Source organism: Paraglaciecola sp. (genome assembly GCF_051252315.1).
GTDB lineage: Bacteria > Pseudomonadota > Gammaproteobacteria > Enterobacterales > Alteromonadaceae > Paraglaciecola.
In genome coordinates this window covers 1-12,450 of sequence record NZ_JBPOFP010000055.1, presented here as the reverse complement: position 1 = coordinate 12,450, position 12,450 = coordinate 1, and the positions used below count along the sequence as shown (strand labels likewise).

Below are 12,450 nucleotides of genomic sequence, written 5' to 3'. Positions count from 1 at the left end.
CATCACTAGACTGGCTTTTTTATTTGAGTTAAAAATAATGTGGATCTTAGGATGGAATAACAATGGGTATTAATATGGAATTAAGTAACGAACTATCCTACAAACTTATTGAAGTAGGTAGTGAAAAAACAGTGGTTATTGTTATTGATAATTTTCTTAAATCAACGCAACATTTAGTTGATTTAGCCACTAATAACATCTATCAGAAACCACCTGAAAATTGCACCTATCCGGGTGTTAGAACACCACTAAATGATCCTCATTATTTAACTCTGATCAGTAATATCATAAGTGATATTTATAGAAAACAAGGGGTTATCGATAACAGCATTAGCTTTAAAGTAGATGAATCGACCTTATCTTTGTTAACAACTAAAGAAAAAGACCTCGACCCAAATCAATGTATCCCACACTTTGATGGGCCTGAGCAGAATAGATTAGCCGTTCTGCATTACTTAAACGAAGGGCAATTTGGTGGAACCGCTTTTTATCGTCACATCCCTACAAAGTTTGAAAATATTACTCCAGACAGAGTTTCAAACTATGTTAATTCTGCTGAACGATTTGCAAAAGAACACCCTTTTACTCACAAAGGCTTTTTTACTGAATCGACTAACCACTTTGAAATAATTGACGTGATTGATTACGTTGCCAATCGGTTAGTCATCTATCCAACCTCAATCTTGCACTCCGCTTTTATCCAAGACACTGAAAAAAATATTAATTTAGCGCCCCAAAAAGGCCGTTTAACCGTAAACACTTTTGTTTCGACTGCTCGTATTTAACCCGAAATATGAATTAGACAGGCGGTAAAATAATTTAGATACAAAAAAGCCAACAAGACACGTTACCTTGCTGGCTTTTTTAAATTAAACAGTTTTGCTTAAGGGTGTTGTAAAACCACCCCTCTCCATCTGCCACGGGCAAAGGCTGTGATATCGCCTTCAGGGATCTTTCCGTTGGTGACAGCATTCGATTGTATGGTTAACTTGTCACCGTTTTTCAGCTCAACCAAACCTAAATCAAACTCAGCTTCTGCATAATCCACATTGGTTTCAGGATTTTTAAATTCGCCAATTACCTTACCATTAAGTAGTACTTTATATTCAGACTCACCATCTAATTCAGTTAACGTGACTAACTTCATGTTAAATGACTGAGGTTTTGGTTTTTTATGAGTATAACTAGCCGAAATGAATTTATTTCTTAGTTCAGGCTTACCTGCATTAATCCCTAATACGCCGCGCCATTTATCGAAATAATAGACATCTGACGTGCCATTTTCATACTCAAAGTCATCCTTTGAGTTTAAAATATAAGCATAGTTATTAATGTTTTTATAAGTCTTCTTTTCAACCAATTTAGGCAATTGATACAAGGTTTCATCTGGCCCTAGTCCTTCAGGTGTGAAGCCTTCATCTTTAGATAAAATAATCTTATCAAGCTCTGCGCCATCTTCACGCATAGACATCATTAAGGTATGTTGCCCTGCTGTTTCAACGTCAATCCACAATGTTTTTGGTGTACCGCAATGATTAGCAGGACGTCTTTGTTGAGAGGACCAAGTCCACTCATGTTTACCTTTACACAACTGTAAACGTTGTGAGCTTTCTTGCCACTCACCATCTAAACCAAAATGAAATCCGTTATCTTCAGGCCCAGTGCTAAACGCCCTACCCCAAATGTAATAACGTCCGGGTTGAGTGAAAAATACTGGATAAGTCAGCACAGCCATTTTACCCGCTGTAGGCATGAAATTTTCACCGGTTATGAGTTCTTCATCATGATTTGTGCGATTGTCTGGTAAAATTTCAATATAACTGTTGCCACTCGCGCCTTCGGCATGTGGTGTATCAGGATCAGCGAATAACCCGTCGTCACTGATATTGCCAGTTTGATCAAATACCAACCAACGTCTAGTATCGGATAAAACTTGACTAGAAAAATTTTCAGCTTCGATCACAACTAAACCGTTTTGTTCCTTATAGTTTTTATTTTGAACAACTTTTTCGATTTCGATTTCAACCTGCTTTTCTGTATTGGCACAACCAGCCAGCAACAAACTCAAGCTGATTAAACTTAATGGTAATAATTTCACTTCATTCATCTCCCTTTTTATCGAACACTTTAGGTATTTTTATTGGGCGTGTAACAAAACACATTGAAGCATATTGTATTACATTATGACGATTGTTTTTATACTTAATGGAGTTTAATTATAAATAAATGAAGGGATTTCTGAGAAGTATTTAAAAAGTGACTTCTCAGAGAAAAATACAGAGTTTAACTTTTGTCTAATTTGGCTTCAATGATACTTAATGCTTCATCAATCAGTAAAAACATACTATTTTTTGCTCGTTCAGCATTACCTGATTTTATTGCATTAAATATTCGTGCATGTTCTTCAATCACACCTTCTGGATTAGCAATAGCTGGTGTTGTGTGCTGAATACTGACATTTAATGCCGTTTGAGTGAAATCGCGCATACGGATGTAGAAACGGTTTTCACTGGCGTAAAGAATCGCCACATGAAAATCAATATCAGCCTCTAATTCAGCTTTAAGGTCATGGTTTTCAACAGCTTTTTCCATTCTAATTAATGCATCTTCTATAGCAGCCAAACGCTCTGAACTAGCATGTCTAGCAGCTAACGCACACGCTTCAGGCTCAACAGCCATTCGCATTTGAGTAAACTCTTTGAGTACACTTAAAGATGGTTTTGCTTCTAGCGACCAAGCCAACATCTCTGGGTCAAGAATATTCCAGCTTTCTTCTGGCATAATTCTAATGCCCTGCTTCGGCTTACTAGAAATCAGCCCTTTGGCAGTTAACATTTTAATGGCTTCTCGGACAGCCGTGCGACTAACACCAAACTTTTCACATAAAGCAGCTTCAGTGGGTAAACTTTTATCTCTTGGGTATTCGCCACAAACGATGGCTCTTCCCAACTCACTAGTCATTCTTTGAGATAAGTTTTTACTGCCTGCAAAATTTGCCATTAACAAGGTTCCAATATTACGAAATAAACTATTTTATTAGTTTATAAAGTACAACAAATTCAACAAAATAGCATCAAAATTGTGTGGGGCATATAAACAGAATATATATAACAAAAAACGACAGGGGTAATTTACCACTGTCGTTTTCGTTAACTACGGTTTGCTATTAAGATTTATAGCTTTTTAATGACAGCTAACCAGTCTTGGTCTTTATCTTTTTTAGGTTGACCGATACTAACCACTTTACCAGCTTTAATTTTAGTGACAGTTCCTTTGGTTAATTTTCCAGCTGTGCGCGGATTAAACCAACGAACACTATAGTTACCTTTATCCAAAGATAAATCTAACGTGGTTTTCTTAGCGCTATGTAAATACACTAAATAAATCTCACCTTCATTGGCAAATACGTATGGTTCGTTCTTAGTATCTGAGTTACTGGCCAATTTATCCAAGTTACGCATTCTATGCACAGGTACCTTGTGGTCAGCAAAAAAGTCTACTGCAATACCTGCATATTCCCATGACTTATCACGGCTTCTAAAATCTTCTGCGACTAAGTCGTTTTCTAATAAACGATAACCAAAGTAATATTCAACACCTGCACCACCGGCCATAATATTGCCCCAAAGGGTTTTCTTACGCACATCGTGCAAGTTGTATTTCATTTCACGATCGGTTGCCCAACCATCAAACCCTTTGTATCCTGGATCTGGTGGTACGCCCATTCCTGCTGGGTTTTGTTCGTCGTTGGCAACAACCCAAGGTTTACCCGCAGCTCTTGAAGCTTCTATCCAACGTAATGTTTGTCTATGTGCATGTTTCCAGCTGTTTTGTAACGAAGCGCCAGTCAAAATTGACTGTGGACCAAGCATACGTCTATAGACTTTTTCTTGTTGGTTAGGGAAAGAGTGAATAACCGTATTATGATCATATGGGTCTACATTTAAAATGTATTCTGCCATGTCTCTTTGTTCTTCATAACTTTGTGTGTTCTCTTCACCAAGGTTCCAATTCAGAGCTAAATGGTGAGAGTAACGAGCGATTATTTCACGCAAATACAATTTACGTTCAATACCTAATAATCCGCCATCCAAAGATTCTTTAATGATAATGGGATCTTTACCTTTACGGTTATCATCATTTTCATTTTCCTGTAATTTGAAGTGTAAATATAAGCCTTGTTTTTGCGCGTGAGAAAATAAGATCCCCCACTGGTCAAGCTTAGACGCATCAAAATGGAATTTACCGTTACGTTCAACGTATGGCCAAATATTGTCACCATCACCCGCTGCGTTATAAGTTAAGAAAGAAAATGCGTTTACGCCTTTCTCAGCTAAATAATTAAAGGCACCAAGTAAATTTTTACCTTTACCGTTTTGCCAAGTCGGATCTGACTTTTTAGCGTCTTGAGCATGAGGTGACCATGTTTTAATAGCCAAATTAGGTTTGACACCAAAGGTGTTGTCAATATCAGCATAAGCTAACATGGTTTCTGGTGCATCGGGTCCAGCTTTTATAAAGTACTCTTTAGATCCAGCGTGGCGTAAGTAATGACCGCCTACATATTCAAGGCGACCTTTGGCTCTGAAATCACGTCCTTTTTTATCGGTTTTAGATACATTGAAGGTACCGTATTGACCTTGATAAGGATAAACATATTCGCCAACAGATGGCGTTACAGAGGCATCTTCACCTTTAACAAATGAGACACGATAGCTCCATTTACCCGCTTTATCCGGTGACACATGGGCACGCCATTTAACGCCTGATTCAGCAGACGTTTCTGCAGCATTGCCGTCAGCTGCGAAATATCCTGGTACCGTATAAGTTGGTACGCCTGACTCATGAGCAAATGTTACAGACATGCGATAATCCAAAAACGGGTTAGGGTTGATGTCTTGTTCGTTAGCAAACGGACCATCCATTGTTAACACAACATCATGCCATTGTTTTTGCTCGCCTGATATCACCACACTACCGTCACCATTTTTACTTCTTGGTGTCACTAGCGCAGGGCCTGCTTCGATCTCTTCTTGTAAACGAAGTGTTGATAAGTCAGCTTTAGCTTTACCTGGATCATAATATACAGGGATAAACTCTATTTTCTTCCATAACCCACGGCTGAAGTCTTTACCATTAGTTGAAGAATTTTTCACACTTACTGAAAAGTTTTCACCTTCATTGATTTGAATGTTTTTAAATTTTGCGATGAACTTGTCAGAATCATCTAACGACTTGTTAGTTTTGGGAGTAACAAACGAACCAATAACGCTTTCGCCAACTTTTATTTCAAAGGTAGATTGCCCGGCATTATCACCAATTGTGTGTAAATGAATATGGAAACGACCGTTACCTAAAGGTACCGTAGAGGTCACTTTAGCCGTTGTTTTACCATCTTTTTTTCTAAGCCCTATTGCGCCTTCGCGGTTAAAAAAACCACTACCTTGAAGCATAAACTGTTCAGGTGTGACTACCGCTTTTCCTTGTTGGGCAGACGCTGTCTGAGTACAAAGCAACAAAAGTATTGCTTGAGTACAACCAATTAATAATCGTTTCATTTTATATATAACTTAACCATGTAGCCGTAATGTAAGTGAATTGTGACAAACTTCCATTTGTATTACAATATCTTATATTACTTAAATTATGTGTAATGTGGAATATTAATGAATAAAAAGCTATACAGGGTAGTGTTCACTGCAATTCTTCATTTCAAACACTCATACACCTTCTGTCTAAAAAACAAAAAACCGCGACTATATTCGCGGCTTTTGACTGTTTTTCAGTTGCAAAACTTAGTGGTTATTTCATCAAAAAGTCATGTTCAGTTTGATAATTATTGAAACGAGGCAGCACAGTTTTTAATTGGTCACGCTCGTCTCGATGAGCCTGTGATACCTTTTTCCAATTTTTAATCTCCGCAAAGCTAGTTAAATCATCTGGTTGTTTAGATACATCCCACCATTTATCAGCACCGTCTTTCATTACCAAGTTACCACGAATCAATTGGCGATGATTCTTATAAGCGTAATTCCATGCCCTGTGTTGAGTTTTATCCGTGGTTAAAAATGGCCATAAACTTTCTCCATGAATTTCATAATCTTGTGGAATGGGTTCACCCATAATTTCTGAAAGTGTGGGCAATATATCAGCCATTGAACCTAATACTGGTTGTTTACCTTGTTTGGTCATATTGGCACCTGGTGCATAGATAATTAACGGAACATGCGTACCCTCTTGTTTTTTATGGCTAGCTTTACCATAACCACTGGTTCCATTGTCTGCTGCAAAAATAAATATGGTGTCGTTTTCGATACCCATTTGTTTAAATTTCTCTAAGTACAGCCAAATCTGATAATCCAAATATTTAACATGTGCCGCCATGCTTGGCTCGGTCACAGTACCGTGGGTGTTATATACCCCTTTATCACCGGTTACATTCGGTTTAACCCGCGTGTAGTTATTTCCATCCCAATTCACCACAGGTGTACCAGGCCATTTCTCTTCTGAGTCAGGGTTTAACCAATCAAACGCATCGTGACCTAAGTGACTGGTATGGTATATAAAAAAGGGCTTTCCCTTAGTGTGTTGACGTTCCATAAAATCAAAAATAAAATCTATCTCAACATCAGGACCAAAAGTATTCAGGCCATAATCTTTTTGACTTTCATTTGTATTCGGCCAAAATTCAAATTTTTGTTTATTACTTGGATGATTCATTAGCGTGACACTGGGTTGCCAATACCAACCATTTTGCGCATAAGACTTACGTTTTAGTACCTCACCAGTATCTTGATTAACTAAAACCCTTTTACCATTTACCTTTTTGGTTAATAAATTGAAGTCAGTATACGGACTAGTTTGTTTATCTCCTGGTCTTTCACCTGGTGTTAAGGCACCTTCGTCAAACCCATACATATCCCATCCTGGCATTTGAGTTTTACCACTCCAAAAAGTGGCATATCCCGCTTTTTGCGCTAAGTGACCAATTTGTAAAGGTGAGGATTCATATAAGGTGACTTTACTGCCTTTACGGGAGAGCTTGGCTCTTTGCGCTTTGCTTACATCTAAAATGGGTGTGTGAACTTGTTTTTGACCCGGTTTTAACTTAATGCCAGTGTCACTATTGTGCCACCATTTATGAATACTCGCGTAACGTCCTGTCATCATCATCGCTCTACTAGGCGAACAAACCGTAGACGCCCAAGCGTTTTCAATAAAAGCCCCCTCACCTGCAATTTTTTCTATGATCGGGATCTCTGCTAACTGGCTTGGATCTGAAACACTTTTACCTCTATAACCTGACCATTTTGATGATCCATAAATAGCCAACTCTCTAGCGCTGATATCGTCTGCGTACAACAGGACAACATTAGGCTTACTGACACTAACTTGGCTCTTTTGTTGTTGCTCAGGCTCTTTATGAGCCAATTGAGTACAACTTGAAAAAGCGAACATACACGCAATATGGATGGTGCTTAATATTCGTTTTTTAATAAATAGCTTTTTCATAAATCGCTTTGTCATAAATAGTTTCTTCATAAATTAAACTTAAAATGTTGTTAACGTGAACTCGATGTTTATAAAGACAATATAAAAACCGACAATAAATGGCCCTTTTTGACCGAGCATGAATATGCATACTAATTAGTGACAGTAACTTAGTGATAGTAACAAGGAAAAACATGTCCAGAAGCTAACCATTTTGTTGAACTGCCGCCGAGTCGCCCTCACAGTCTAATCAACCACCATAATTTTACATACAAATACCAGCCTTCATATATAATAATTATTTAAATTGGCGTTAGCTAGCAGGTTTACATATTCTTTACTTTTAATGAATAGATATGATCTTTTAAAAAACCTAATATGGGCTTGGGTATTTTGCCGTATATAAAAAGCAGTTAAGTAATATGAAAAATTCACGAATTAATAGACGCACATTTTTACGGGGTATGGGGGGCATTGCGTTGAGCTTACCCATGCTAGAAATAATGGCTTCTACAAAGTTAGAAACAACTCAAATCCCCAAAAGGATGGCTTGTATTGGTAATTGGTTAGGTCTAGTACCTGATATGTTTTTTCCAAAGACCACTGGAGCAGATTATCAGCTGTCTCCTTTACTCGAGCCATTAGCACAATTAAAAGATCAATTTACGGTATTTTCAGGTCTGGATCATGGTGAACATGCTATTGGTGGCCATACAGGGATCCACACCTTGTTATCCGGAATTAAGTCCACTCGTTCTAAACATTATGCCCAAGGCAATATTAGTGTCGATCAAGTAGCCGCAGCTTATTCTGGCGCTAACACTCGTTATCCTTCGATTCAATTAGCCATAGGTAAAAGTGATACAAACCAACTTTCGTGGAGTAGCAATGGTGCTCCAGTACCACCCATTCGCCAGTTACATGAATTGTTTAATTTGCTCTTTACCCAAACCAATCCAAAAAGGTTTGATGCATTAGAAAAGATACAACAAGACCAAATTAGTTTATTAGATCTGGTGCAAGTTGATTCGAAAACTCTGCACAAAAAAGCTAGCAATACAGACAAAGAAAAATTAGACGAATATTTCACGTCTATCCGAGAATTGGAATTACAGCTGACCCAATCAAAAACGTGGATCCGAAAAGCGAAACCCGAAGTAGATTACAGCTTACGTTATGGAGTAGACGATTTAGATTTTGTAGACAAAGTACCTTTATATTACGACCTCATGGCGTTAGCGTTAGCGACCGACTCAACGCGAGTGATGACATTTGAATTATCAGGTATAGGCAAAAACTTAGGCGGTTTTAATGTCACCCGTGGAGAACATCAATTGTCACACCATGGAAAGGTTAAAGATTTCTTAAAAGAACTACATATCATCGAGCAATTTCATACTAAACAACTGGCTCGTTTTATTCAAAAACTTGCAGACAACCAACAACTCGATGGTTCATCATTGTTAGACCACACTATGGTGTTATTTGGCAGTGGATTTGGCAATGCTAATTCCCACTCATTGAAGAAGTTACCTTTATTATTAGCTGGAGGCCCCTTTAAACATGGTAGCCACTTAAGTTACCCCACAGAAAAATCGACAGGTCACTCAATGCCCGCATCAAACCTTTTGTTATCAATGCTTCAAGGGTTTGGTGTACCAACAGACTCATTTAACCGATCAACTTCAGCATTAACAGGTTTTGAGTTTGTATGATTAAACCAATATTAATCACCCTTAGTTTTTGCTTAGTCATGGTGAGCCAAACGCAAGCTAGTGCAGATAAACAATCAATCTCACGAGACAAGATTATTTCCTTAGACAAACTCGATACGCTCAAACCCAATGTGGTTAAGTTTGTCAGCAAATACTGCTTAGATTGTCATAACAGCGAAACCACTAAAGGTGATAGAAACTTTTTAGAATTCCTAACAGATCCCGAGCATGAAGATAATCAAATCATAATGGAAGAAATGCTCGACCAACTTAACATAGGCATGATGCCCGAAGAAAAAGAAGGCGTTCCAGCGCCATCCAACGAAGAGATAAGCACAGCCATTGATCAAATGACCGATTATCTAACAATCGCATACGAAAAAGAAAAACCTATAGAAACGCCACTGCGTAAACTGTCTAAGATTGAATACGTCAACTCTCTCAGGGATCTATTACTTATCAACCCTGTGACGAGTGGCGCGGTATCTAAATTTCCAAAAGACCCAAACATACATGGTTTTACCAATATAAGTTCTCATCAAAACTTGTCTAAAGATCAACTCAACTTATATTTAACAGCCGCCACAGAAAATATTGATAGAGCTATCGCATTTGACAAAGAAGAGCCGTCAAGAAAGAACCTAACAATCAGGCCGGAAAATTTCGCTAAAACTGAAAAATTCAACAACAATGGCGTATTTTATCGTGTGTTAGATCGACGTAAAAAATACATAGATATTGGCCACGGACAACTAAATGAACGCCATCCAACTTATGGTAAAAAGCTAGGAAAAAGAGGTGTGCATGAAGATGGCACGTATACCATCTCGGTTAATGCCATGGCTATTGGTAGGCAAAATCCCTACGATAAAAAAATAGTTAAACATAATCTTAACGACTATATGAAACTCGCCATTGCATGGGGAGAAAACATAAACAGCCTGCAACCCTCCACTCAATCAGGCAGACATTTAATCAAAGTGTTTGATTTGGCCGATAACCAAGCCCAAGACTACAGCGTCACCACTTGGTTACCTAAGGGTGCAATCCCCTACTTTTATTGGATTAACGGTCCTGGTAGCAGTAAAAACATAGTCACTCGAATATTGAAGGAATACAACCCGTACGCCCTCAAACTAAATGTTAATGAAAAAGCCAGATTAGCTAAACAAGGATTTATTGCACAGAAACAAACTCATTATGCGTCTGATGTTTATCGTGGCCCAAGAATTCGCGTTCACAATATGAAAGTGCTTGGCCCTATTGATACAGATTGGCCGCCTCAAAGCCATAAAGCGTTAGTGGGAAATTCTTTAGATCCGGATGATGTTGATATAGGTAAAGCACTGTTAAAATTTGCGAATAAAGCGTTTCGTCAACCCGTGAAACTAAATGAGATACAACATTATATTGATTTTGTGGAGGATAAAGTTCAACAAGGCACCAACAAAGCTGATGCGATAAAATTGGGTTTAAGTGGCATATTAATCTCACCACGTTTTTTGTATTTGAATAACGCTAAAAATAATGTCAACCAAGATACTGAAAGTGATGTAACCCAAGCAAAACAATTCGAACTGGCCAATCGTTTGTCTTATATGTTGTGGCGAACTGTGCCAGATCAGACGTTGATCACAGCAGCTAAAAATGGTGAATTAGCCACACGATCACAAATGTGGAAACAAGTTGATAGAATGTTACTTGATCCAAGAGCCAACGCATTCACGACAGGTTTTTTAAATGCTTGGTTAAGATTAGATAAATTAGGTGAAATGCCACCTAGTGAAAGGCAATTCCCTGATTATTATCGTTATCGATTAGAAAACTCGATGCGACTAGAAACAGAAATTCTATTTACCTATATTTTAAATTACAACTTATCGGTGACCGAGTTTTTTAAAGCAGATTACACCTTCGTTAATGACGGGTTAGCAGCCTTATATGGCTTCAACAATATATATGGTGAAAACTTTCAAAAGGTCACCTTACCACAATCCGCTAATCGCAAAGGGTTATTGGGTCATGCTAGTGTGTTAACGGCTTCTGCCAATGGAGTGGATACCTCTCCCGTATTACGAGGCGTTTGGATTTTAGAAAGTATACTAGGCACACCACCGCCTCCGCCGCCACCCGATGTCCCATCAATTGAGCCAGATACCCGTGGTGCCACGACCATTCGTGAACAGTTACAAAAACATAGAAACGTAGAAGCTTGTGCAGATTGTCATGCAGATATTGATCCTTGGGGTTTTCCTTTAGAAAACTATGATCCCATTGGTAAATATCGAAGCCACTATCCAATGCCTAGAAAGTTGCAGAAAAAGCATAAACCCAAATTTAAGATAGATAATGAAGGACTATTTGATGATGGAACAAAAATTACATCAATCAATGATATGACTCAGGCGATCTTAAACAAAGAAGCCCAATTAACCCGCAACCTAATTGTAAAAATGTTGACCTTTGCCGTTGGCAGAGAGCCAACCTTTAGAGACGAAGCTGAAATACAAGAAATTGTAAAAGTACTGCTAGCAAATGGTAACGGTTTAAAAGGTATGCTGAAACTAGTCATTGCCAGTGATTATTTTAATAAGGGTTAAGCAGTAGTAGGTTAAGGTGCAGTGGTTAGGGTGCAGTAGTTAGGGTGAAGCTTGGACTTGTTCAGACATTCAAAATGTATAAGCTCGTTACTTAATCTGAAAGCCCGCAAAGTGCCAATTGCAGACCCTATAAATTGCACATGGCATCCTTGCCTTTTTTCAAGCCGCATCCCTGCAGCTCGATTGACTTCTTTTCAACAGCAAATAGAAGTAAACAAGAAATGCCGTGCTCCAACAAAGCTCTGTTTCTATTTTTTATAAACTCTAAAGGTCGTGCTGATTTGTTCCCGACAAAACACCACTCAATTGGCTATCCATGCCAATTGTCCTTTAGAGCTTTTAATAAAAAATAGCGAACTTTGATTCGCGGTAAATCAAAAGCATCTGCTTCGCACACAAAAGAGGTGGGTGGTGTGAAAATCTCGATACACATAAAATTTCTCTAACGACTGATATCCTGATGAGATTACAGAAGTGCTAAGTTATTAATTTTATTATGGAAAATATTTTGCTCATGGTATTTAATAGGAAGCAGAAAAAGTCGCCCTAAAGTCAGGCTCCTTTTGCTTTTTAGATTTTGTGATTTTTATCGGGGATGTGAAAAATAATCTTCAATAAAATCAGAAGGTAAGTTATGAATTTAG

Annotated in this window: 7 protein-coding genes; 3 read left to right on the top strand and 4 right to left on the bottom strand. The window is 38.2% G+C overall.

Going from position 1 to position 12,450, the window contains the following annotated elements; all coding sequences use genetic code 11:
- The first annotated feature begins 62 nt into the window (after positions 1 to 62).
- A complete protein-coding gene (locus ACSHXM_RS12145) occupies positions 63 to 785 on the top strand; it encodes a DUF6445 family protein (RefSeq protein WP_435689038.1) in 723 nt (240 codons plus the stop codon).
- A 98-nt stretch (positions 786 to 883) separates the two neighbouring features.
- Here the strand turns inward: ACSHXM_RS12145 and ACSHXM_RS12140 are convergent, their stop codons facing one another.
- The 4 genes from ACSHXM_RS12140 to ACSHXM_RS12125 all read right to left on the bottom strand — a co-directional run bounded on the left by ACSHXM_RS12140 (position 884) and on the right by ACSHXM_RS12125 (position 7,512).
- On the bottom strand, positions 884 to 2,098 hold the full coding sequence (locus ACSHXM_RS12140) for a hypothetical protein (protein ID WP_435689037.1): 1,215 nt from the start codon (positions 2,096 to 2,098) through the stop codon (positions 884 to 886).
- A 185-nt stretch (positions 2,099 to 2,283) separates the two neighbouring features.
- Positions 2,284 to 3,000 carry a FadR/GntR family transcriptional regulator gene (locus ACSHXM_RS12135; protein WP_435689036.1) on the bottom strand — a complete coding sequence of 239 codons (717 nt, stop codon included), beginning with the start codon at positions 2,998 to 3,000 and terminating at the stop codon, positions 2,284 to 2,286.
- Between the two features lie 173 nt (positions 3,001 to 3,173).
- Positions 3,174 to 5,558 (bottom strand): DUF5060 domain-containing protein, encoded by a 2,385-nt coding sequence (locus ACSHXM_RS12130; RefSeq protein WP_435689035.1) that lies wholly within the window; start codon positions 5,556 to 5,558, stop codon positions 3,174 to 3,176.
- Between the two features lie 244 nt (positions 5,559 to 5,802).
- On the bottom strand, positions 5,803 to 7,512 hold the full coding sequence (locus ACSHXM_RS12125) for a sulfatase-like hydrolase/transferase (RefSeq protein ID WP_435689034.1): 1,710 nt from the start codon (positions 7,510 to 7,512) through the stop codon (positions 5,803 to 5,805).
- A 401-nt stretch (positions 7,513 to 7,913) separates the two neighbouring features.
- Here ACSHXM_RS12125 and ACSHXM_RS12120 point away from each other — a divergent pair, with 401 nt between their 5' ends.
- Both ACSHXM_RS12120 and ACSHXM_RS12115 read left to right on the top strand, forming a co-directional pair.
- On the top strand, positions 7,914 to 9,206 hold the full coding sequence (locus ACSHXM_RS12120; RefSeq protein WP_435689033.1) for a DUF1552 domain-containing protein: 1,293 nt from the start codon (positions 7,914 to 7,916) through the stop codon (positions 9,204 to 9,206).
- Positions 9,203 to 11,806, top strand: a complete 2,604-nt coding sequence (locus ACSHXM_RS12115) for a DUF1592 domain-containing protein (RefSeq protein WP_435689032.1) — start codon at positions 9,203 to 9,205, stop codon at positions 11,804 to 11,806. Before ACSHXM_RS12120 ends, ACSHXM_RS12115 begins: the two co-directional genes overlap by 4 nt.
- Positions 11,807 to 12,450 lie beyond the last annotated feature (644 nt).

Coding starts and splice junctions, on each gene's coding strand:
- ACSHXM_RS12115 (WP_435689032.1), top strand. CDS start 9,203: ATGATTAAACCAATATTAATCACCCTTAGTTTTTGCTTAGTCATGGTG.
- ACSHXM_RS12130 (WP_435689035.1), bottom strand. CDS start 5,558: ATGAAACGATTATTAATTGGTTGTACTCAAGCAATACTTTTGTTGCTT.
- ACSHXM_RS12125 (WP_435689034.1), bottom strand. CDS start 7,512: ATGAAAAAGCTATTTATTAAAAAACGAATATTAAGCACCATCCATATT.
- ACSHXM_RS12135 (WP_435689036.1), bottom strand. CDS start 3,000: ATGGCAAATTTTGCAGGCAGTAAAAACTTATCTCAAAGAATGACTAGT.
- ACSHXM_RS12120 (WP_435689033.1), top strand. CDS start 7,914: ATGAAAAATTCACGAATTAATAGACGCACATTTTTACGGGGTATGGGG.
- ACSHXM_RS12145 (WP_435689038.1), top strand. CDS start 63: ATGGGTATTAATATGGAATTAAGTAACGAACTATCCTACAAACTTATT.